16 protein-coding genes, 2 tRNA genes, 3 rRNA genes and 1 riboswitch are annotated in these 22295 nt (G+C 45.5%); of the genes, 19 read left to right on the plus strand and 2 right to left on the minus strand.

The annotated features are described in order from the left end of the window. Positions 1 to 68: 68 nt before the first annotated feature. From QNI29_RS01915 to rrf, 6 genes are all read left to right on the plus strand, one after another. Positions 69 to 1397 carry an NCS2 family permease gene (locus tag QNI29_RS01915; RefSeq protein WP_231419792.1) on the plus strand — a complete coding sequence of 443 codons (1329 nt, stop codon included), beginning with the start codon at positions 69 to 71 and terminating at the stop codon, positions 1395 to 1397. 610 nt (positions 1398 to 2007) lie between these two features. After that, positions 2008 to 3570 (plus strand): 16S ribosomal RNA (locus QNI29_RS01920). Positions 3571 to 3697: 127 nt separating this feature from the next. Beyond that, positions 3698 to 3774: transfer RNA gene (locus QNI29_RS01925), tRNA-Ile, on the plus strand. Positions 3775 to 3798: 24 nt separating this feature from the next. Further along, positions 3799 to 3874, plus strand: a tRNA-Ala gene (locus QNI29_RS01930). 106 nt (positions 3875 to 3980) lie between these two features. Then, positions 3981 to 6895: ribosomal RNA gene (locus QNI29_RS01935) — 23S ribosomal RNA — on the plus strand. A 185-nt stretch (positions 6896 to 7080) separates the two neighbouring features. Next, positions 7081 to 7196 (plus strand): 5S ribosomal RNA (gene rrf / locus QNI29_RS01940). Together the 16S, 23S and 5S rRNA genes with 2 tRNA genes alongside form the textbook arrangement of a ribosomal RNA operon. A 37-nt stretch (positions 7197 to 7233) precedes the next feature. On the opposite strand, the gene QNI29_RS01945 is transcribed toward rrf, so the two are convergent. Beyond that, positions 7234 to 7668, minus strand: coding sequence for an Hsp20/alpha crystallin family protein (locus QNI29_RS01945; RefSeq protein WP_231419059.1), 435 nt, complete (start codon positions 7666 to 7668; stop codon positions 7234 to 7236). A gap of 209 nt (positions 7669 to 7877) precedes the next feature. On the opposite strand from QNI29_RS01945, the gene QNI29_RS01950 reads away from it, so the two are divergent. The 3 genes from QNI29_RS01950 (at position 7878) to purB (ending at position 10109) form a co-directional block, all read left to right on the plus strand. Next, positions 7878 to 8435, plus strand: coding sequence for a DUF2179 domain-containing protein (locus QNI29_RS01950; RefSeq protein ID WP_231419060.1), 558 nt, complete (start codon positions 7878 to 7880; stop codon positions 8433 to 8435). Further along, a complete protein-coding gene (locus QNI29_RS01955) occupies positions 8428 to 8625 on the plus strand; it encodes an NETI motif-containing protein (protein ID WP_231419061.1) in 198 nt (65 codons plus the stop codon). The genes QNI29_RS01950 and QNI29_RS01955 overlap by 8 nt, the downstream gene beginning before the upstream one ends. Positions 8626 to 8813: 188 nt before the next feature. After that, positions 8814 to 10109, plus strand: a complete 1296-nt coding sequence (gene purB / locus QNI29_RS01960; RefSeq protein WP_231419368.1) for an adenylosuccinate lyase — start codon at positions 8814 to 8816, stop codon at positions 10107 to 10109. A gap of 64 nt (positions 10110 to 10173) precedes the next feature. Here purB and QNI29_RS01965 read toward each other — a convergent pair whose 3' ends face one another. Then, on the minus strand, positions 10174 to 11673 hold the full coding sequence (locus QNI29_RS01965; RefSeq protein ID WP_231419062.1) for a glycine betaine uptake BCCT transporter: 1500 nt from the start codon (positions 11671 to 11673) through the stop codon (positions 10174 to 10176). Between the two features lie 364 nt (positions 11674 to 12037). Further along, positions 12038 to 12139, plus strand: a riboswitch (purine riboswitch). 143 nt (positions 12140 to 12282) lie between these two features. Here QNI29_RS01965 and purE point away from each other — a divergent pair. Genes purE through purH form a run of 10 tightly spaced genes read left to right on the plus strand, consistent with a single transcriptional unit; the run spans position 12283 to position 22282 of the window. Beyond that, entirely contained in the window at positions 12283 to 12780 is a 498-nt protein-coding gene (gene purE / locus QNI29_RS01970; protein WP_231419063.1) for a 5-(carboxyamino)imidazole ribonucleotide mutase, read from the plus strand. After that, on the plus strand, positions 12761 to 13885 hold the full coding sequence (gene purK, locus QNI29_RS01975) for a 5-(carboxyamino)imidazole ribonucleotide synthase (protein ID WP_231419064.1): 1125 nt from the start codon (positions 12761 to 12763) through the stop codon (positions 13883 to 13885). The genes purE and purK overlap by 20 nt, the downstream gene beginning before the upstream one ends. An 11-nt stretch (positions 13886 to 13896) precedes the next feature. Beyond that, positions 13897 to 14616, plus strand: coding sequence for a phosphoribosylaminoimidazolesuccinocarboxamide synthase (purC, locus tag QNI29_RS01980; RefSeq protein ID WP_231419065.1), 720 nt, complete (start codon positions 13897 to 13899; stop codon positions 14614 to 14616). Further along, complete coding sequence (gene purS, locus QNI29_RS01985; RefSeq protein WP_231419066.1) at positions 14609 to 14860, plus strand: phosphoribosylformylglycinamidine synthase subunit PurS; 252 nt, start codon at positions 14609 to 14611, stop codon at positions 14858 to 14860. Before purC ends, purS begins: the two co-directional genes overlap by 8 nt. After that, positions 14857 to 15540 (plus strand): phosphoribosylformylglycinamidine synthase subunit PurQ, encoded by a 684-nt coding sequence (gene purQ, locus QNI29_RS01990; RefSeq protein ID WP_231419067.1) that lies wholly within the window; start codon positions 14857 to 14859, stop codon positions 15538 to 15540. The genes purS and purQ overlap by 4 nt, the downstream gene beginning before the upstream one ends. After that, positions 15524 to 17746, plus strand: a complete 2223-nt coding sequence (purL, locus tag QNI29_RS01995) for a phosphoribosylformylglycinamidine synthase subunit PurL (RefSeq protein WP_231419068.1) — start codon at positions 15524 to 15526, stop codon at positions 17744 to 17746. The genes purQ and purL overlap by 17 nt, the downstream gene beginning before the upstream one ends. Next, entirely contained in the window at positions 17722 to 19134 is a 1413-nt protein-coding gene (gene purF, locus QNI29_RS02000; RefSeq protein ID WP_231419070.1) for an amidophosphoribosyltransferase, read from the plus strand. The genes purL and purF overlap by 25 nt, the downstream gene beginning before the upstream one ends. 12 nt (positions 19135 to 19146) lie before the next feature. Beyond that, positions 19147 to 20169, plus strand: coding sequence for a phosphoribosylformylglycinamidine cyclo-ligase (gene purM / locus QNI29_RS02005; protein WP_231419071.1), 1023 nt, complete (start codon positions 19147 to 19149; stop codon positions 20167 to 20169). Next, positions 20166 to 20771: a phosphoribosylglycinamide formyltransferase gene (gene purN / locus QNI29_RS02010; RefSeq protein ID WP_231419073.1), complete on the plus strand. Its 606-nt coding sequence runs from the start codon at positions 20166 to 20168 to the stop codon at positions 20769 to 20771. The genes purM and purN overlap by 4 nt, the downstream gene beginning before the upstream one ends. Continuing rightward, complete coding sequence (purH, locus tag QNI29_RS02015; RefSeq protein WP_231419074.1) at positions 20744 to 22282, plus strand: bifunctional phosphoribosylaminoimidazolecarboxamide formyltransferase/IMP cyclohydrolase; 1539 nt, start codon at positions 20744 to 20746, stop codon at positions 22280 to 22282. Before purN ends, purH begins: the two co-directional genes overlap by 28 nt. Positions 22283 to 22295: the final 13 nt, after the last annotated feature.

A 22295-nucleotide genomic window follows, 5' to 3' on the forward strand; every position in this document is an offset into this window, starting at 1 on the left:
ACCTGAAACTCTTGGCGTAATGCCAAGAGTTTCTTTTTGTATCGACTGGTTTCGGAGAGGGGTAAAGTATGAAGAAATTCTTTCAATTTGAAGAGCTGGGAACGAATTATCGTACAGAATTCATCGCTGGTTTAACGACGTTTCTAGCCATGGCTTATATATTGGTCGTCAATCCAATTACATTAGCACTTGTGGGAGTAGAGGAACTTCCGGAAGGGGTAACAAGGATTGATCAGGGGGCAGTATTTACTGCAACAGCGATTGCGGCTGCTGTAGGTTCCTTGATTATGGGGGTAATAGCAAAATACCCGATAGCACTAGCTCCAGGCATGGGGCTGAACGCGTTTTTCTCTTTTACAGTCATGCTGCAGTTCGCTATTCCTTGGGAGGAAGCGTTAGCAGGAGTTCTTGTTTCTGGACTTATCTTTATTGTATTAACCGTAACAGGACTTAGAGAAAAGATTATAAATGCGATTCCAAGTAATTTAAAACTCGCAGTTGGAGCAGGGATTGGCCTTTTCATTGCGTTTATCGGTTTTCAAAATGCAGGGATCATAACGGGGGACCCTAACACACTTGTCGCTTTAGGTGACTTAACTCGTCCCCAAACGCTTCTTGCTATATTTGGTCTTATTATTTCGGTTATTTTAATGTCTCTAAATATTAAGGGTGGCATCTTTTACGGAATCGTCATTACGACAATCGGGGGCATCCTTGTTAATTTAATTGACACACCAACAGCTGTCATGAGTGCACCGCCTAGTGTTGCTCCAACGTTTGGGGCTGCGATTGAACATTTACCATCCGTGCTCGTCTCAGGTGAAATGTGGATTGTCATCTTAACGTTTTTATTTGTGGACTTCTTTGATACAGCCGGAACGTTAGTAGCCGTGGCGACACAAGCGGGTATTATGAAAGAAAATAAATTACCACGGGCCGGCCGTGCGTTGTTTGCTGATTCAGCAGCTACCGTTGTCGGTTCAGTGGTAGGAACATCAACAACGACATCTTATATTGAATCAACAGCTGGTGTAGCAGCAGGAGGGCGCTCCGGTTTTACATCAGTGGTAACGGCAGGTTTCTTCCTATTGTCATTATTATTTTCTCCTCTCTTGAGTGTTGTAACAGCTGAGGTTACGGCACCTGCATTAATTATTGTGGGAGTGTTAATGTGTAGTGCTTTGAAAAATATTGAATGGGATCAATTCGAAATTGCCGTTCCTGCTTTCTTAACGGTGATCGCGATGCCGCTAACTTATAGTATCGCCACAGGAATAGCGATTGGTTTTATCTTTTATCCCCTTACCATGATCTTAAAAGGACGAGGAAAAGAGATTCATCCTGTCATGTACTTCTTGTTCATTGTCTTCTTAGCATATTTTATCTTTTTAATTTAATAGATGCTCAAACTAGATTGAGGGTTGCCATGACAATGGGCAGCCCTCTTTTTATATGGGTAGGTAAATAAAAAGGTGAAAAAGATTTTATAAAAACTATTGCATATTTCTTAGATGCCGTGGTACATTATTAAACGTTGCGTTAACAACAACGCAAACAACAAAACAATCTCTCAGGCAGTGCAGACCAATTAGATTTGGTTTCACAAACCTTCCTATTAAATAGGGAAGAGATTGGGTTAATAAAGAGGACAAAAACTTTTTAAAAAAAGATATTGACTCAAAATTGACCGCATGATAAGATATTTAAGTCGCTGTTAAACGACAGAGACAACAAAAGATCTCGAACGAAGCGCAGAGCGCAACATCCTTAATTGGAACGAGATCAAGTTGAAAATGAGAACAAAAACTTTTCGAAAAAAGATATTGACTCAAAATCAACCGCATGTTAAACTAGTTAAGTCGCTGTTAAACGGCGGACATAACGAAGAAACATCAAAATGAAACATTTGATCTTTGAAAACTGAACGAAACAACATGTATCGTCAATGTCTTTAAATTGATTTTTAAAGCCAGTAATCATTTATTTTGATGCTAGGCAGACTCACATTTTATGGAGAGTTTGATCTTGGCTCAGGACGAACGCTGGCGGCGTGCCTAATACATGCAAGTCGAGCGCGTGAATCAACATGATCCCTTCGGGGTGATTGTTGTGGATCGAGCGGCGGACGGGTGAGTAACACGTGGGCAACCTACCCATGAGATCGGGATAACTCCGGGAAACCGGAGCTAATACCGAATAACCCAGTGAACTGCATGGTTCACTGGTAAAAGGCGGTTTCGGCCGTCACTCATGGATGGGCCCGCGGCGCATTAGCTAGTTGGTAAGGTAACGGCTTACCAAGGCAACGATGCGTAGCCGACCTGAGAGGGTGATCGGCCACACTGGGACTGAGACACGGCCCAGACTCCTACGGGAGGCAGCAGTAGGGAATCTTCCGCAATGGACGAAAGTCTGACGGAGCAACGCCGCGTGAACGATGAAGGTCTTCGGATCGTAAAGTTCTGTTGTTGGGGAAGAACAAGTGCCAGAGGAAATGCTGGTACCTTGACGGTACCCAACCAGAAAGCCACGGCTAACTACGTGCCAGCAGCCGCGGTAATACGTAGGTGGCAAGCGTTGTCCGGAATTATTGGGCGTAAAGCGCGCGCAGGCGGTTCCTTAAGTCTGATGTGAAAGCCCACAGCTCAACTGTGGAGGGCCATTGGAAACTGGGGAACTTGAGTACAGAAGAGGAGAGTGGAATTCCACGTGTAGCGGTGAAATGCGTAGAGATGTGGAGGAACACCAGTGGCGAAGGCGACTCTCTGGTCTGTAACTGACGCTGAGGCGCGAAAGCGTGGGTAGCAAACAGGATTAGATACCCTGGTAGTCCACGCCGTAAACGTTGAGTGCTAGGTGTTAGGGGGTTTCCGCCCCTTAGTGCTGAAGTTAACGCATTAAGCACTCCGCCTGGGGAGTACGGCCGCAAGGCTGAAACTCAAAAGAATTGACGGGGGCCCGCACAAGCGGTGGAGCATGTGGTTTAATTCGAAGCAACGCGAAGAACCTTACCAGGTCTTGACATCTTGCGCTATCCCTAGAGATAGGGAGTTCCCTTCGGGGACGCAATGACAGGTGGTGCATGGTTGTCGTCAGCTCGTGTCGTGAGATGTTGGGTTAAGTCCCGCAACGAGCGCAACCCCTAATCTTAGTTGCCAGCATTCAGTTGGGCACTCTAAGGTGACTGCCGGTGACAAACCGGAGGAAGGCGGGGATGACGTCAAATCATCATGCCCCTTATGACCTGGGCTACACACGTGCTACAATGGATGGTACAGAGGGCCGCGAGACCGCGAGGTCAAGCAAATCTCAAAAAACCATTCTCAGTTCGGATTGCAGGCTGCAACTCGCCTGTATGAAGCCGGAATCGCTAGTAATCGCAGGTCAGCATACTGCGGTGAATACGTTCCCGGGCCTTGTACACACCGCCCGTCACACCACGAGAGTTGGCAACACCCGAAGTCGGTGAGGTAACCTTTTTGGAGCCAGCCGCCGAAGGTGGGGCCAATGATTGGGGTGAAGTCGTAACAAGGTAGCCGTATCGGAAGGTGCGGCTGGATCACCTCCTTTCTAAGGATATTACGGAACTAGCGAGTCCTTCGGGACTTGCTAGCAGGCACATATCGTGCCATTAAACCATTGACCATGTTTGTTTCGTTCGGTTTTGAAAGATTGATTCTTCAAAGATATAAGGAATGGGCCTGTAGCTCAGCTGGTTAGAGCGCACGCCTGATAAGCGTGAGGTCGGTGGTTCAAGTCCACTCAGGCCCACCATTTCTGTTTCCTAATTTAATTTACGGGGCCTTAGCTCAGATGGGAGAGCGCCTGCTTTGCACGCAGGAGGTCAGCGGTTCGATCCCGCTAGGCTCCACCAATTTTTCAAACAGTACCTTGAAAACTAGATAAGAATTAGACATCAAACCAACGTTAGATTTAACGTAAGCATCATTATGATGCGTCTTTTCACATCTTTATTAGATAGTTAAGTGAATAAGGGCGCACGGTGGATGCCTTGGCACTAGGAGCCGATGAAGGACGGGACTAACACCGATATGCTTCGGGGAGCCGTAAGTAGGCTATGATCCGGAGATTTCCGAATGGGGAAACCCACTACCCGTAATGGGGTAGGATCCTTAACTGAATTCATAGGTTAAGGAAGGTAGACTCGGGGAACTGAAACATCTCAGTACCCGAAGGAAGAGAAAGCAAACGCGATTTCCTGAGTAGCGGCGAGCGAAACGGAAACAGCCCAAACCAGAGAGCTTGCTCTCTGGGGTTGTAGGACGCTCCATTGGAGTTACCAAGAAACAAGATAGATGAATGATCTGGAACGGTCAGCCGAAGAAGGTAACGGCCCTGTAGTCAAAATCTTGTTTCCTCCGGAGCGGATCCTGAGTACGGCGGAACACGAGGAATTCCGTCGGAATCCGGGAGGACCATCTCCCAAGGCTAAATACTCCCTAGTGACCGATAGTGAACCAGTACCGTGAGGGAAAGGTGAAAAGCACCCCGGGAGGGGAGTGAAATAGAACCTGAAACCGTGTGCCTACAAGTAGTTGGAGCCCGTTAATGGGTGACAGCGTACCTTTTGTAGAATGGACCGGCGAGTTACGATCCCATGCAAGGTTAAGATGAAAAATCGGAGCCGCAGCGAAAGCGAGTCTGAATAGGGCGAAATAGTATGTGGTCGTAGACCCGAAACCGTGTGATCTACCCATGTCCAGGGTGAAGGCCAGGTAACACTGGCTGGAGGCCCGAACCCACGCACGTTGAAAAGTGCGGGGATGAGGTGTGGGTAGCGGTGAAATGCCAATCGAACACGGAGATAGCTGGTTCTCTCCGAAATAGCTTTAGGGCTAGCCTCAAGGTAAGAGTCTTGGAGGTAGAGCACTGATTGGACTAGGGGCCCTCATCGGGTTACCGAATTCAGTCAAACTCCGAATGCCAACGACTCATCCTTGGGAGTCAGACTGCGAGTGATAAGGTCCGTAGTCGAGAGGGGAACAGCCCAGACCACCAGCTAAGGTCCCTAAGTTTATGTTAAGTGGAAAAGGATGTGGAGTTGCTCAGACAACCAGGATGTTGGCTTAGAAGCAGCCATCATTTAAAGAGTGCGTAATAGCTCACTGGTCGAGTGACTCTGCGCCGAAAATGTACCGGGGCTAAACATAACACCGAAGCTGTGGATTGTTCTTACGAACAATGGTAGGAGAGCGTTCTAAGTGCTGTGAAGTCAGACCGTAAGGACTGGTGGAGCGCTTAGAAGTGAGAATGCCGGTATGAGTAGCGAAAGAAGAGTGAGAATCTCTTCCACCGTAAGTCTAAGGTTTCCTGAGGAAGGCTCGTCCGCTCAGGGTTAGTCGGGACCTAAGCCGAGGCCGAAAGGCGTAGGCGATGGATAACAGGTTGATATTCCTGTACCACCTCCTTTCCGTTTGAACAACGGGGGGACGCAGTAGGATAGGGAATCCGCTCCACTGGATGTGAGCGGCCAAGCAGTGAGTGAGATGCATAGGCAAATCCGTGCATCAATCACAAGCTGTGATGGGGAGGGAACTATAGTACCGAAGTTCCTGATTTCACACTGCCAAGAAAAGCCTCTAGTGAGGAAAGAGGTGCCCGTACCGCAAACCGACACAGGTAGACGAGGAGAGTATCCTAAGGTGATCGGGAGAACTCTTGTTAAGGAACTCGGCAAAATGACCCCGTAACTTCGGGAGAAGGGGTGCTCCTTCATAGGAGGAGCCGCAGTGAAAAGGCCCAATCGACTGTTTAGCAAAAACACAGGTCTCTGCGAAACCGAAAGGTGAAGTATAGGGGCTGACACCTGCCCGGTGCTGGAAGGTTAAGGGGATGAGTTAGCATTAGCGAAGCTTTGAACCGAAGCCCCAGTAAACGGCGGCCGTAACTATAACGGTCCTAAGGTAGCGAAATTCCTTGTCGGGTAAGTTCCGACCCGCACGAAAGGTGCAACGAATTGGGCACTGTCTCAACAAGAGACCCGGTGAAATTATACTATGCGTGAAGATGCGCATTACCCGCGACAGGACGGAAAGACCCCGTGGAGCTTTACTGTAGCCTGATATTGAATGTTGGTACAGCTTGTACAGGATAGGTGGGAGCCGTCGATGCCGGAGCGCTAGCTTCGGTGGAGGCATCCGTGGGATACCACCCTGGCTGTATTGACATTCTAACCCAGGACCGTGATCCGGTCCGGAGACAGTGTCAGGTGGGCAGTTTGACTGGGGCGGTCGCCTCCCAAAGAGTAACGGAGGCGCCCAAAGGTTCCCTCAGAATGGTTGGAAATCATTCGCAGAGTGCAAAGGCACAAGGGAGCTTGACTGCGAGACCTACAAGTCGAGCAGGGACGAAAGTCGGGCTTAGTGATCCGGCGGTGCCGTATGGAAGGGCCGTCGCTCAACGGATAAAAGCTACCCCGGGGATAACAGGCTTATCTCCCCCAAGAGTCCACATCGACGGGGAGGTTTGGCACCTCGATGTCGGCTCATCGCATCCTGGGGCTGTAGTCGGTCCCAAGGGTTGGGCTGTTCGCCCATTAAAGCGGTACGCGAGCTGGGTTCAGAACGTCGTGAGACAGTTCGGTCCCTATCCGTCGTGGGCGTTGGAAATTTGAGAAGAGCTGTCCTTAGTACGAGAGGACCGGGATGGACGCACCGCTGGTGCACCAGTTGTTCCGCCAGGAGCATAGCTGGGTAGCTACGTGCGGAAGGGATAAGTGCTGAAAGCATCTAAGCATGAAGCCCACTTCGAGATGAGATTTCCCATCACTTCGAGTGAGTAAGATTCCTTGTAGACGACAAGGTTGATAGGTCGGAGGTGGAAGCGTGGTGACACGTGCAGCTGACCGATACTAATAAATCGAGGACTTAACTAACAAAAGCGCAAGCGACCGCCTAGACCCGTACGGATAAGACAGATTTTCGAAAAAGGCTTTAGCCTTTGTAGAAAAGATGACTTATACGCTAGGGTCTGGGAGCTGGAGCTAGACGTAAAAACGTAAAAGGCACGATGTCGTAATTCTTATCTAGTTTTGAAGGTACTCCTTCAACAAAACAATAGTATGGCGGTATTGGCGAAGAGGTCACACCTGTTCCCATGCCGAACACAGAAGTTAAGCTCTTCAGCGCCGATGGTAGTCGGGGTTTCACCCCCGCAAGAGTAGGACGCCGCCATGCACTTAAAATAAACCCAGAAGATAAAAATCTTCTGGGTTTATTTTTCGTCTAAGGACTTAATCTTAATTTTGTTACGTTTGCCTTCTTCTTGAATCATACGGTGCAATTGAATGACGACAATTCCATTGCGATAGGTCGCCTGCATGCGATCTCCACGAACAGGGTAAGGGAGTTCTACTTTCCTTTCAAACGTCCCCTGGAGGATTTCTTCTTGTATACATTGTTTTTGTGAGGATTGAAGAGAGATGATTCCTTTGATTTCTAAGATGGAGTAATCAACGAAGATATCTAAATCATCCAGGTTCTCAAGGCCAGGTACGTTAACGAGTAAGAGCAGCTCATTATCAGATTTGTACATATTAATTTGAGGAATCGTTGGTTTCAGAATACCGTCAAATTCACCCCAGAAATCTTCCCCGAAGAATCGATCCATGTTCTGACGCCAATTGTTCATATTTTGAAATGGGTCCATCCTAACTCACTCCTTTTGGATATACTAATTATAATTTGAGTCTTTCTCCTTATTTTTTTCGATTTATTCTTAAGAAGAATGTAGAAATTAATTGAGAATCAATAATGGATTGCGCTATAGTGTATGCATAAGCTGTAAAGTGGGTGAATGTCCCGTTTTTGGGGAATAAATCTATATTACGTTTAAAGAGGGGAGTCGGTTTTGTTTTTATGGAAAATTTATTAGAGAATAGCTGGGCCATGGTGTTGATTATTTTAGTGGTTAACATTGTGTATGTATCGTTTTTAACCATTCGAACGATCTTTACGTTAAAAGGTCAACGTTATTGGGCAGCCTTTATTAGTGTTTTTGAAATTACGGTGTACATTGTAGGTCTTGGTCTCGTATTGGATAACCTCGATCAAATCCAAAATGTTGTTGCCTATGCGCTAGGCTTCGGTTTAGGGGTTATTGTGGGGATGAAAATTGAAGAGAAACTGGCTCTTGGTTATATAACTGTAAACGTAATTTCCTCTAATCCTGATATCGAATTTACAAAGCAGCTAAGAGATAAAGGATACGGGGTAACAAGCTGGTTTGCATATGGTATGGAAGGTGACCGTTTGGCGATGCAAATCCTTACACCAAGAAAATATGAACTATCCTTATATGAAACCATCAAGAATATTGACTCGAAGGCTTTTATTGTAGCTTATGAACCGAAACAAATTCGAGGTGGTTTCTGGGTTAAACAAGTACGGAAAGGAAAGCTGAACAAAAATGGGTAAACAGAAAAAACGATTTATAGTTGAAGATGGGGATTCCATTGATTCTGTTCTCGATACGATGAAAGAAGAAGGATATATGCCTATTCGGAGAGTCGAAGAACCGATCTTTCAAGAACGCGTTGAAAATGGGGAGAAGAAAGTTGAGCCGATAGGAAGTAAAATTATCTTTGATGCCGTAAAGACGAACTGATACGAACAATATAATAATAAACAAATAAAACGTTCGGAAAACGTTGCTTTTTCCCGCTACAATTGGTACTATACCAGTAGACAGTCATGCTTTGTCCATAACTTGGACAAGCTTCGAACGTGACAAGTGAGCCTATTATCTTTACCTATAGATAATAGGCGCTTTTATTTAACGGGAGGATGATGATAGTGATAGAACGTTATACACGACCTGAGATGGGTGCAATTTGGACAGATGAGAATAAATATAAGGCCTGGTTAGAAGTTGAACTGTTGGCGTGTGAAGCTTGGAGTGAATTAGGATACATACCAGCGGAAGATGTGAAAAAACTCCGACAGCATGCTTCTTTTGACATTAACCGCATTTTAGAAATTGAGCAGGAAACTCGTCACGATGTTGTAGCTTTCACACGTGCTGTATCCGAAACCCTTGGAGAAGAGCGTAAATGGGTTCACTATGGTTTGACCTCTACGGATGTTGTTGATACAGCTTTATCTTATCTATTGAAGCAAGCCAACGAACTCATCCGTCGGGATCTTCAGAATTTCATTGATATTCTAGCTGACAAAGCGAAAGAACATAAATATACGGTCATGATGGGGCGTACCCACGGCGTCCATGCAGAACCAACTACATTTGGGTTAAAGCTTGCATTATGGTATGAAGAAATGAGACGAAATTTAGAGCGCTTTGAAATGGCAGCTCATAATATTGAATTTGGGAAGCTATCAGGGGCTGTTGGGACCTATGCCAATATTGATCCATTTGTTGAGGAATACGTGTGTAAGGAGCTCGGATTAACGCCTGCGCCTGTCTCAACGCAAACCTTACAAAGGGATCGTCATGCCCACTACCTATCAACTCTTTCGTTAATTGCGACTTCTATTGAGAAGTTTGCTGTAGAAATTCGTGGTTTACAAAAGTCAGAAACCAGAGAAGTGGAAGAATTCTTTGCTAAAGGTCAGAAGGGATCTTCAGCCATGCCTCACAAACGCAATCCGATAGGTTCTGAGAATATGACAGGACTTGCTAGGGTTATCAGAGGGCATATGGTTACAGCTTATGAGAACGTTCCTCTATGGCATGAAAGAGATATCTCTCATTCTTCTGCCGAACGGATCATCTTACCTGATTCTACAATTGCTTTAAACTATATGTTGAATCGCTTTGGTAAGATTGTGAAGAATTTAACCGTCTATGAAGATAATATGAAGAAGAATATGGACAAGACGTACGGATTAATCTTCTCGCAGCGTGTCTTGTTATCCCTTATTGATACAGGTATGTCGAGAGAGGACGCTTATGATCTTGTGCAGCCAAAAGCGATGGATGCATGGGAAAGAGGGGTTCAGTTCCGTGAACTTGTTGAAGGAGACGAGCGGATAACGAATGCTTTAAGTGAGGAACAGCTTGATGGATGCTTTGATGCGACTTATCATTTGAAGAATGTTGATCACGTATTTGAGCGTATCGGATTGAGCTAAACGAATCACAAGTAGATAGAAAAGAGCACACAAAAAAGCTATGGCTTAGGCCATAGCTTTTTTATTATTTATTCTTCTTTATATTGGCTGCTTTGGCATCCTGATTAAGTGCGATGAGTAAGGACCAGCACATAAACAGGAGTATAAAGGCGAACGGGAAGGCGGATACGATTGCGGCGGTTTGTAGCGCATTTAGGCCTCCTGCACCTAGTAGTACTGCTGCCGTAGCTGCTTGAATGACACCCCAGCTTAACTTGACTACGTTAGGTGGGTTTAAGCTACCATTTGTCGTTTGCATTCCAAGAACGAAAGTAGCAGAGTCAGCAGACGTGATAAAGAATGTACTGATTAGTAAAATACCAATAATCGTTAAGATGATCCCCATTGGTAAACCTTCAAATGTACCAAATAGAGCTTGTTCGGTTGGTAAGTCGATTAGACTTGTGTTTCCATCTAATGCTTGTTTAAGGCTTGTTCCACCGAATACAGCGAACCAAAATGCACTGAAGATACTTGGTCCAAGTAATACACCCATGATAAATTCACGGATTGTACGTCCTTTTGATACGCGGGCAATAAATGTACCTACGAATGGAGACCAGGAGATAAACCAAGCCCAGTAGAAGACGGTCCAACCTTGGATCCAGTCGTTCTGATCAGAACTGAGTGGTGCCATTTGGAAGGTCATCATTGGTAGGTTCTGAATATAAGAACCTAATGTTGTTGTGAATGTATTCATAATGAATACGGTAGGTCCTAATATAAGCGTCATTGCAATAAGACCAATTGCTAAGACAATGTTCGTGTTACTTAAGTATTTAATACCTTTACTTAAGCCACTCCAAGCTGAAATCATAAAGAGAACAGTTACGATCGCAATGATCACAAACTGAGTTAATTTGTTGTTTTCAATTGGTGTAATGTAAGCAAGTCCACCTGCGATTTGCGTTGCGCCAAGTCCAAGGGATGTTGCAACACCGAAAATTGTTGCAAATACAGCGATAACATCAATGACTGTACCAAGTGCGCCTTTTGTAGCTTTTTCGCCTAATAGTGGTTCGAATGTGGCACTGATGACACCTGGTGCTTTACGACGGAATTTGAAATAACCGATCGCAAGCGCTATGACTGTATAGATGGCCCATACGTGGAAGCCCCAGTGGAAGAATGCGTAACGAAGAGCTTTCTTAGCTGCTTCTGTTGTTTCTGCATCTCCTGTAGGTGGGGTTGCAAAGTGTGCTAATGGTTCAGCTGACCCCCAGAATACAAGGCCGATTCCCATACCAGCACTGAATAACATAGCGAACCATGTAATCGTATTATATTCTGGCTTTTCATTTGGTTGTCCTAATTTAAGTTTTCCGTATGGACTAACCACTAAGTAAATTGAGAAGATAAGAAATATAGCTACAGTTAGTAAGTAAAACCAACCGAATTTGTCGGTAAGAAATCCTTGGATTTCGCCGGATACCGTTTCTAAGTTACCTGGTGCAATCGTTCCCCAAAGGACAAAGACGGCTGAAATAGCGAGTGATATCCAAAAAACAGGAGTTACCTTATTCATCGAATCCCCTTCCTGATACAAATGTAATAATTTGTTTAGTTTAAACTGTACATTTGGTATAAACGTTTTGTTCCGAATATAAGTGTAACATTTTTTTATGAATCGTCAATAAATAATTACTTAACTGGTATGCCATTAATAAATATTCAAATAATTGGTAAAAGGGGTAGTGGGAAGCCATCTGTATGTTAAACATACCCTCCCTCTTCGAAAGTAAACCATCTAGCAAAAATATTTAATATGATAAGATCTATTAAAAAGGAAGAAAGTAGTCAATTGTTGGCGAACAAAAATGTATATTTATTTTAAAATGTTCGTGTATTGTTGATTTATCTTATGGTTCTTGTTAGAGTATAAGTATAAAAATTACTAAAAAAGCGTACCTCATATAATCTCGGGGATAAGGCCCGTAAGTTTCTACCTGACCACCGTAAATGGTCGGACTATGAGGGAAGACTGGACACAAGTGTACCCTTTGCGATGATCGTGAATGGAACTTACATACGTGCGCCTATGATCTTCTCTCATTAGAGAGTTGTTCATAGGCGCTTTTTTAATAGGAAGAAACTTGGGGAGAACAGTGACTATTAAGCAGAGAGGAAGATTGAGATGGCTGATGTAGGTGTCGTCATGGGCAGTCTATCAGACTGGGAAACGATGAAACATGCATGTACGATGTTAGAGCAATTAGGAGTGTCTTATGAGAAAGGAATTTTATCAGCTCACCGTACTCCGGAAGATATGTTCGAATATGCGGAAGGTGCCCGTGAGAAAGGGCTTAAGGTCGTCATTGCAGGTGCAGGTGGAGCGGCACACTTACCAGGAATGGTCGCTTCTAAAACAACACTCCCTGTGATCGGAGTACCGGTTCAATCCAAGTTAGATGGTTGGGACTCTTTGCTATCCATTGTCCAAATGCCTGGTGGAATACCTGTAGCAACTGTAGCAGTCGGGGCAGCGGGGGCTAAGAATGCCGGAATCCTTGCTGCTGAAATATTGGCTGTATCAGACAGGGAACTAGCGAACCGTTTACAAGACTATCGAATGGAACTGAAAGAATCTGTTGAACAAATGAGGGGGGAACTTCATGAATCAAATCTTACCTAATTCTACGATTGGAATACTTGGTGGTGGCCAGCTTGGACGCATGATGGCTCTCTCGGCAAAGCAAATGGGGTATCGGATTGCAGTACAGGATCCCGCTGAGAATGGCCCTTGCGCTCAAATTGCTGATATCCACATTCCGTATGCTTTAGATAGTATTGAAGGAGCAGAGCGACTGGCGGAAGTAAGTGATGTGATTACGTATGAATTTGAGAATGTAGATTTATCAGTAGCCAAGTATTTAGTTGGAAAAGGAAAGCTTCCTCAAGGAACGGAAGGCTTAGAAGTCACTCAAAATCGTGAGCGGGAGAAGAAACGTCTCGATCAAATCGGTATCCCAGTGGCTCCTTATCAAGTCCTCGAACACGCGGATGAAGCACTAGGAGCCGTTAATGCGATTGGCTTTCCTTGCGTAATCAAAACGATCGAAGGAGGTTACGATGGAAAGGGGCAAATGCGGTTAGGAAGCATGAATGAGCTCACAGAGGCGCAGACGTTCATTGAAGGTGTTGGAAGCTGTGTTATAGAGAGTTGGCTGCCATTCGACCAGGAAATCTCCGTCATTATTACGAGAGGAATAGACGGAGAAACGACTGTCTTCCCTGTACCTGCTAATCACCATGAACATCATATGCTTCGTGAAAGTATAGTCCCTGCTCCGGTTTCAGAAGAGGTTTTGGAGAAGGCTGAGACCTATGCAGTGCGAATAGCCGCTAATTTAAAAGTTGTAGGAACGTTTGCGATTGAAATGTTTGTCGTTGGAGAGGACGTATTCGTGAATGAAATGGCGCCTCGTCCGCACAATACGGGTCATTATACGATTGAGGCTTGTAATGTCTCTCAGTTTGACCAACATATTCGAGCCATTTGTGGGCTGCCTTTAATGAAGGTAGACACCCCTTATGCGGCAGTGATGAGGAATATTATTGGTGAGGAAGCAGAAGCGTATAGCATGAATCCGTACCGGTTTATGGATTGCCATGTTCACTTATACGGTAAAGATCTTATCAAGCCGATGAGGAAGATGGGGCATGTGACGGCATTAGGTAAAACGGTAGAAGAGGCACGAGCGAAAATCGATCAAGACCAAGTTGTTTCTGGTCAATAGGGGGTAGCGACATGAAAGGTTCCTTACTATATGAAGGAAAAGCGAAGAAAGTATATTCGTTAGTTGGTGAAGAGTACGAATTAATTCTTGAGTATAAAGATGAAGCAACAGCGTTTAATGGAAAGAAGCATCAGACATTTCGAGGAAAAGGTCGCCTTAACAATTTAATTTCAGCCCATGTTTTTTCCTATTTGAAATTAGCTGGAATTCCTACGCACTTCATTCAGACCCTTTCGGATACAGAACAACTTGTAAAGCAATCTCAGATTATCCCTCTCGAAGTTGTTGTGCGGAATGTAGCGGCAGGGAGCATGACTCGTCGTCTTGGCTTAGAAGAGGGGACTGTACTGCCTCAGCCTGTTGTTGAATTCTATTACAAGAGTGATGAACTGGATGATCCCTTCTTAAATGATGAACATGCTCGCCTGCTGGCAAAAGTAGACCAGAGTGATTTAGAGAAGATTAAAGCGTCTGCACTTAAAATTAACCGCCATCTACAGGTGATGTTCTCAGAAATTGAGCTTCGGTTGATTGATTTCAAATTAGAATTTGGACGTCTGTACGATGGCTCCATCGTATTGTCGGATGAGATTTCCCCTGATACATGTCGTTTATGGGATCAGGATACGAATCGGAAGATGGATAAAGATGTGTTCCGCAATGATATAGAAGATCTTGTAGAAATCTATGAGATTATTTTAAAACGGCTGGAGGCGATTGTTCATGTATAAGGTATATGTTTACGTAACGTTGAAAGAAGGAGTGCTTGATCCTCAAGGAACAGCGATACAAGAGTCTATGCATTCATTAGCTTACGATGAAGTAGAACGAGTGCGGGTAGGAAAGTACTTTGAACTGACGATCGAAAACACTGAAGATGTGAATCAGCGTGTCAACGAACTGTGTGACAAGTTGCTTGCCAATCCTGTTATTGAAGAATATCGCTATACCATTGAGGAGGTCGTTCCAAATTGAAGTTCGCTGTGATCGTATTCCCAGGTTCAAACTGTGATCGAGATATGTTTGAAGCGATACACACCCATGTACAAGAAGAGGTAGAGATGGTGCCTTCTTCTGCTACAGACTTGTCAGGCTATGATGCTATTCTTCTACCAGGTGGTTTCTCGCACGGAGATTATTTGCGTTCAGGAGCCATGGCGAGTGTCGCACCAGTGCTTCAGGCGGTTAAAGAAGAGGCGGGGAAAGGGAAGCTTATTCTTGGGGTATGCAACGGATTTCAGATTCTTTTAGAGGCTGGACTTCTTCCTGGTGCAATGCTTCCGAACCGGAATCTTTCATTTATCTGTAAGACAGACCGCGTGCGCGTTGTGAACCAGAAAACGGCTTTTACGAATTTATATCATGAAGAACAAATGTTGAATCTTCCTATCGCACACGGTGAGGGAAACTACTATTGCGATGAAGTTACTTATCAGAATCTCGTTATGCACAATCAAATTCTATTTACTTATGAAAAGAATCCAAACGGTTCTGTTAATGATATAGCTGGTATTTGTAATGAAGAAGGAAATGTACTGGGAATGATGCCACATCCTGAACGTGCAGTAGAATCCTTGCTAGGTTCAGAAGATGGGTTGAAGTTATTTCAGTCAATGGTAGCAAATTGGAGGGGATCTCATGTACAACACGCTTGAATTAAGCCCGTCACGCATTGAAGAAGAGCAACTATATAAAGAAATGGGACTGAGTGATTCGGAGTTCGCTTTGATGAAAGAGGTACTTGGCCGTGTTCCTAACTACACAGAAACGGGTCTTTTCTCTGTTATGTGGTCAGAGCACTGTAGCTATAAGAATTCAAAGCCGTTGTTAAAACATTTCCCTACCAAAGGACCTCGCGTCCTGCAAGGTCCAGGTGAAGGGGCGGGCGTTGTTGATATTGGTGACGGCCAGGCGGTTGTTTTTAAAATGGAAAGTCACAACCACCCTTCTGCCATTGAACCTTATCAAGGAGCTGCTACCGGTGTAGGGGGCATTCTGCGAGATGTGTTCTCTATGGGAGCCCGTCCTATCGCTTTACTGAACTCTCTTCGCTTTGGAGAATTGAGTTCTGAACGAATGAACTATTTGTTCAAAGAAGTCGTTCATGGCATAGCAGGATATGGGAACTGTGTCGGTGTGCCGACTGTTGGTGGAGAGATCCAGTTCGACCGTTGTTACGAAGGGAATCCCCTAGTTAATGCGATGTGTGTCGGATTAATTGATCAAAAAGATCTTCAGAAAGGGATTGCGGCTGGAGTTGGCAATACGGTTATGTACGTCGGGGCGCCGACGGGGCGTGATGGAATTCACGGAGCTACATTTGCTTCAGAGGAACTCTCAGATGCGTCGGCTAGCAAACGTCCTTCTGTTCAAGTGGGAGATCCCTTCATGGAGAAGCTCCTGATTGAAGCTTGTCTCGATGTCATCCACTGTGATGCTCTTGTAGGTATTCAGGATATGGGGGCGGCCGGACTCACTTCATCAGCTAGTGAAATGGCTAGTAAAGCAGGAACAGGCATTCACATGAATCTAGATCACGTTCCGCAACGTGAGGAGAATATGACAGCTTATGAAATGATGCTTTCTGAATCCCAGGAGCGAATGCTTCTTGTCGTGGAAAAAGGGCGCGAAGACGAGATTACTGAGGTCTTTGAACCATACGGATTGCATGCAAGTGTCATTGGTGAAGTGATTGAAGAAAGGGTGCTCAGATTAGAGCATGATGGCAAGATCGTAGCGGATGTGCCTGTTGATGCACTAGCTGAAGAAGCGCCTGTTTATGAACAAGAGGAACAAGAACCTGCGTATATCGAAGAATACAAGCAGATTATGTATCGCCCTGAAGTGGAGAACATGGAAGAAACGCTTGTAACGTTACTAAAGCAATCTACCATTGCAAGTAAAGAGTGGGTGTATGAACAATACGACCATATGGTGCAAACGAATACTGTGGTAGCTCCAGGTTCTGATGCTGCTGTTGTAAGGGTGAAAGGTACGAATAAGGCATTAGCGATGACCACGGACTGTAACTCTCGCTATCTTCATCTTAACCCTTATCAAGGTGGGCAAATTGCAGTAGCAGAAGCCGCTCGGAATATCATCTGTTCCGGAGGCAGGCCGCTCGCTCTGACAGATTGTTTAAATTTTGGAAGTCCTGAAGTACCAGAAACGTATTGGAAGATGAAGCAAGCGGTGCTTGGGATGAGTGAAGCATGTACGACTCTCTCGACTCCTGTAATTAGTGGAAATGTTTCGTTATACAACGAATCAAAGGGCATATCCGTTTATCCGACTCCCGTGGTGGGGATGGTCGGCTTAATTGAAGACCTTTCTCACATTACGCGCCAAAGTTTTCAAGAGCGCGGAGATCTGATCTACGTTGTGGGTGAAGCCTTACCTGAATTCAGCGGTAGTGAATTACAGAAGGTGCTTGAGGGCAATTATTTTGGTCCTTGCCCTCATCTTAACCTGGAGGTGGAAAAGCGGAGACAAGAGCAAGTGCTTTCGGCGATTCAAAAAGGATTCGTCCGTTCCGCCCATGACCTCTCAGAGGGAGGCTTAGGTGTAGCGCTTGCCGAGTCATTATTTGAACACGATCTTGGTTGTGACATTTCGATTGAAGGAGATCCGCTTACAGAACTGTTCAGCGAAACCCAGTCTCGCTACGTTCTCTCTGTTCCTGGCCAGTACCAGGAAGCATTCGAAGCGACAGTCAGCGATGCTTCTTATCTCGGTGTCGTCACCGATCATCAGCATTATTGTGTGAAACATGAAGGAGAAGATGTCATCTCTCTCTTCACGCCTGATCTTAAAAGAAATTGGAAGGAGGCTATTCCGTGCCAGCTGAAATCAAAGGGTTAAACGAAGAATGTGGAGTATTCGGTGTATGGGGGCATGAAGATGCGGCTCACCTAACCTATTATGGTCTTCACAGCCTTCAACATCGGGGCCAAGAGGGCGCCGGGATTATTGCGACAGATGGAGAGCAGCTCCGCTTAGAGAAAGGGCTTGGTCTGATTACTGAAGTGTTTCAGGAGAAGCAGTTCGACCGACTCGAAGGACATGGGGCGATTGGTCATGTTCGATATGCGACCCAAGGAGGAGGCGGGTACGAGAATGTTCAGCCTCTTGTCTTCCGCTCACAAACGGGAAGCCTTGCCTTAGCGCACAATGGAAATCTTGTGAACGCTCATGCGTTAAAGCATCAGCTTGAGGCCCAGGGGAGTATTCTGCAAACAACATCGGATACTGAGGTGGTGGCTCACCTTATAAAGAGAAGCGGCTATTTACCAATCAAAGAGCGCATCATGCAGGCACTTGCGATGTTAAAGGGAGCCTATGCTTTCGTCATGATGACAGAAGAGCAGCTGTTTGTTGCTTTAGATCCAAAAGGGTTACGCCCTCTGTCGATTGGGAAACTAGGAGATGCTTATATTGTCTCTTCTGAAACGTGTGCACTTGATGTAGTCGGAGCAGAGTATATCAGGGAAGTGGAGCCTGGTGAATTGGTTACAATTGATGAGGAAGGACTTCATTCTGATCGCTTCTCAGAACCTCTTAAACGAACGCTTTGTTCTATGGAATATGTCTACTTCTCTCGTCCCGATAGTAATTTAGACGGCGTAAATGTCCACTCGGCAAGAAAACGTATGGGGAAAGAACTGGCCAAAGAGGCTTTCGTGGATGCTGATGTTGTGACAGGAGTGCCGGATTCAAGTATCTCAGCAGCAATTGGGTTTGCAGAGCAATCTGGTATTCCTTACGAATTAGGTCTGATAAAGAATCGTTATGTTGGTCGGACATTTATCCAGCCCTCACAAGAGCTTAGAGAACAAGGGGTCAAGATGAAGTTATCTCCTGTTCGCGGCATTGTAGAAGGGAAACGCGTAGTGATGGTGGATGATTCGATTGTAAGGGGAACAACGAGCCGGCGTATTATTCAAATGCTGAAAGATGCGGGAGCGAAAGAAGTACACGTACGAATTGGCGCACCTCCTCTTAAGAACCCTTGCTACTATGGAATTGATACGTCAACAAAAGCAGAATTAATCGCCGGACATCATGGCGTTGAGGAGATCCGTGAGATGATTGGAGCGGATAGTCTTGCCTTTTTATCTGTTGAAGGACTGCAGGACGCGATTGGATTGCCTGAGGATACCTTGCGTCACGGCCAGTGCCAGGCGTGCTTTACGGGCAACTATCCTACAGAAATTTTCCCAAATACGGTTCATCCATATGAGAAAGTATAACGAGGTGATGACATGAGAGAGTTATACAAAGAAGCTGGCGTTAATGTGGAAGCAGGCTATGAAGCGGTAGAAGGGATCAAGAAGCATGTTGATCGTACAAAACGTCCTGGTGTGATGGGGAGCTTAGGTGGTTTTGGAGGCCTGTTTGATCTAGCAAAAACCTCTTATCAAAATCCTGTTCTTGTTTCAGGTACAGATGGTGTTGGAACGAAGCTGAAACTAGCGATAGATTTAGATCAGCATGATACGATAGGGATAGACGCGGTGGCAATGTGTGTAAACGATATCCTCGTCCAAGGGGCTGAACCACTATTCTTTTTAGATTATATTGCCTGCGGCCGAAATGTTCCCGCGCGAATTGAGGCCATTGTGAAGGGGATTGCCGATGGTTGTGAACAAGCCGGTTGTGCGCTTATTGGTGGAGAGACAGCGGAGATGCCAGGGATGTATAACGATGAAGATTATGATGTAGCAGGGTTTGTAGTTGGGGCTGTCGAGAAGGATGAGCTCATTACAGGAGAAGCCATTCAAGAGGGAGACCAAATCATCGGACTTTCTTCAAGTGGCATTCATTCGAATGGATATTCTCTTGTTAGGAAGTGGATCGAAGCCTATGACCTGAACCTATCCCACGATTATGATCTCTTTCCCGTGTCGTTAGGAGACACGCTTCTTACGCCGACAAAGATCTATGCGCAAGCTGTTCAATCGATAAAAGGAAAAGTTGCCATTCAAGGCATGGCTCATATTACGGGTGGCGGATTTGAGGAGAACATTCCGAGGATGTTACCGGACGGCTTAGGGGTTACAATTCAAAGGAATTCGTGGGCGATTCCACCTATTTATGATTTTCTGATGGAAAGGTCCTCTGTTTCCTCTAAAGAGATGTACAGTATCTTCAACATGGGCATTGGCATGGCTATTGTGGTTCGCGAATCCGATGTGGAAATGGCGCTTAGTCTCTTAGAAGAAGCTTTGGAAGAGGCTTGGGTAATCGGAAGCGTCACAGGTACAGAAGGAGTGGCTTACGAATGAACAGTGCTCCTGTTTCAATTGCTGTATTTGCTTCTGGGAGCGGTTCGAACTTTGAAACGCTTGTTCAAAAGGCCCGAGAAGATGAGGTCTACCATGTGGAGCTGTTAGTCTGCGATCAACCTGAAGCTTCTGTTGTGGATAAAGCGAAGCGACTCGGTATAGAGGTTTTCGCATTTCGGGCGAAAGATTATCCTAATAAAGCAACGTTTGAAGCTGCTATTCTGCAGAAACTTCATGCCAAATCCATCAAGTGGTGCGTGCTAGCCGGGTATATGAGGCTGGTAGGACCGACACTCTTAAAAGCGTATGAGGGGAAAATCTTAAACATTCATCCCTCGTTGCTTCCTGCCTTTCCGGGTAAGGATGCCATCGGGCAAGCTCTTGAGGCGAATGTGCGGGTAACAGGAGTTACTGTACACTTCGTCGATGAAGGAATGGATACAGGACCGATTGTGGAACAAGCACCGGTAAAGGTAGAAGGAGACCGAGCGAATCTTCAACGAGCGATTCAACAGGTGGAACACGAGTTGTATCCGGCCGTCGTCAAACAATGTATTAAAGGGGAGAAAGCAACATGGCAGAGAAAAAGCGTGCATTACTAAGTGTTTCAAATAAAGAGGGAATTGTTGAGTTCGCAACTCAACTCGAATCGATTGGCTATGAACTTGTATCGACAGGCGGCACAAAGCGTGCGCTAGAAGAAGCGGGGCTTTCTGTTCGATCTATATCGGAAATCACTGATTTCCCTGAAATAATGGATGGAAGAGTTAAAACCCTTCATCCAAACGTCCATGCGGGTCTCCTGGCGAAGCGGGATCAAAAAGAGCATCTTGAACAGCTGGACGAATTACATATTGAATTAATTGATCTTGTAGTCGTAAACCTTTATCCCTTCAAAGAAACGATATCGAAAGAACAGATCACAGAAGAAGAGGCCATTGAGAATATCGATATCGGCGGACCTACAATGCTACGCGCTGCGGCAAAGAACTTCGAAGGTGTGACGGTTATTGTGGATCCGAACGACTATGTGGATGTCCTTACGTATTTAAAAGAAGAGACCGTTCCTTACGGGGTTCGTAAGCAATTGGCAGCCAAGGTGTTTAACCACACAGCGAGTTATGACACCTACATTGCAAACTATTTTAACAGCCTGTTAGAAGAAGACACACCAGCGCAGCAATCCAATACGTATGAGCTTGTGCAGTCGCTCCGATACGGGGAGAATCCTCACCAAAAGGCCTCTTTCTATAGAGATCCTCTTTACAAAGGAGCATCTATTGCGAACGCAACGCAATTGAATGGAAAAGAGCTTTCCTATAACAATATCCAGGATGCGAACGCAGCCCTCTCGATGGTTCTTGATTTTAACGAACCAGCAGCGATTGCAGTGAAGCATATGAATCCGTGCGGAGTAGGAGAAGGCGAGACGGTTAATGAGGCATTCGAGCGTGCCTATGAAGCAGATCCGATCTCCATTTTCGGTGGTATTATTGCGGTGAATCGAGAAGTAGACCGCGAGACCGCTCTTCGTATGAAAGAAATCTTCCTAGAAATCGTGATCGCACCTTCCTTCTCTGAAGAAGCCTTAGAAGTGCTGAAAGAGAAGAAGAACTTGCGCTTGTTAGAACTTGATCTTAGTCAAGAAAATGGTGCATCCAAACTCGTGACAAGTGTTCGTGGCGGTGTACTCGTCCAGGATACGGATGAAGGGACGCTTAATGATGTGTCTATTACAATCCCGACAGATCGCCGTCCAACCGATCAAGAATGGGAAGACTTACAGCTGGCGTGGAAAGTGGTGAAACACGTGAAATCAAACGCGATTGTCCTTGCTAAGAATCATCGTACAGTTGGTGTAGGAGCCGGCCAGATGAACCGGGTTGGGGCAGCTAACATTGCGATTGAACAAGCGGGTGACCACTGTTATGGAGCTGCTATGGGGAGTGATGCATTCTTCCCGATGCCTGATACCGTAGAAGCAGCAGCCAAAGCGGGTGTAACCGCGATTATCCAACCAGGTGGATCAAAACGCGATCAGGATTCCATTGATGCGTGTAATGAGCATGGGATTACCATGGTCTTAACAGGCATGCGTCATTTCAAACACTAATAAGGGGTGAAGT

It is taken from the genome of Pontibacillus chungwhensis (genome assembly GCF_030166655.1).
Lineage (GTDB): Bacteria > Bacillota > Bacilli > Bacillales > BH030062 > Pontibacillus.

Coding starts and splice junctions, on each gene's coding strand:
- QNI29_RS01915 (WP_231419792.1), top strand. CDS start 69: ATGAAGAAATTCTTTCAATTTGAAGAGCTGGGAACGAATTATCGTACA.
- QNI29_RS01945 (WP_231419059.1), bottom strand. CDS start 7,668: ATGGACCCATTTCAAAATATGAACAATTGGCGTCAGAACATGGATCGA.
- QNI29_RS01950 (WP_231419060.1), top strand. CDS start 7,878: ATGGAAAATTTATTAGAGAATAGCTGGGCCATGGTGTTGATTATTTTA.
- QNI29_RS01955 (WP_231419061.1), top strand. CDS start 8,428: ATGGGTAAACAGAAAAAACGATTTATAGTTGAAGATGGGGATTCCATT.
- QNI29_RS01965 (WP_231419062.1), bottom strand. CDS start 11,673: ATGAATAAGGTAACTCCTGTTTTTTGGATATCACTCGCTATTTCAGCC.
- purE (WP_231419063.1), top strand. CDS start 12,283: ATGGCTGATGTAGGTGTCGTCATGGGCAGTCTATCAGACTGGGAAACG.
- purK (WP_231419064.1), top strand. CDS start 12,761: ATGAATCAAATCTTACCTAATTCTACGATTGGAATACTTGGTGGTGGC.
- purC (WP_231419065.1), top strand. CDS start 13,897: ATGAAAGGTTCCTTACTATATGAAGGAAAAGCGAAGAAAGTATATTCG.
- purS (WP_231419066.1), top strand. CDS start 14,609: ATGTATAAGGTATATGTTTACGTAACGTTGAAAGAAGGAGTGCTTGAT.
- purL (WP_231419068.1), top strand. CDS start 15,524: ATGTACAACACGCTTGAATTAAGCCCGTCACGCATTGAAGAAGAGCAA.
- purM (WP_231419071.1), top strand. CDS start 19,147: ATGAGAGAGTTATACAAAGAAGCTGGCGTTAATGTGGAAGCAGGCTAT.
- purN (WP_231419073.1), top strand. CDS start 20,166: ATGAACAGTGCTCCTGTTTCAATTGCTGTATTTGCTTCTGGGAGCGGT.
- purH (WP_231419074.1), top strand. CDS start 20,744: ATGGCAGAGAAAAAGCGTGCATTACTAAGTGTTTCAAATAAAGAGGGA.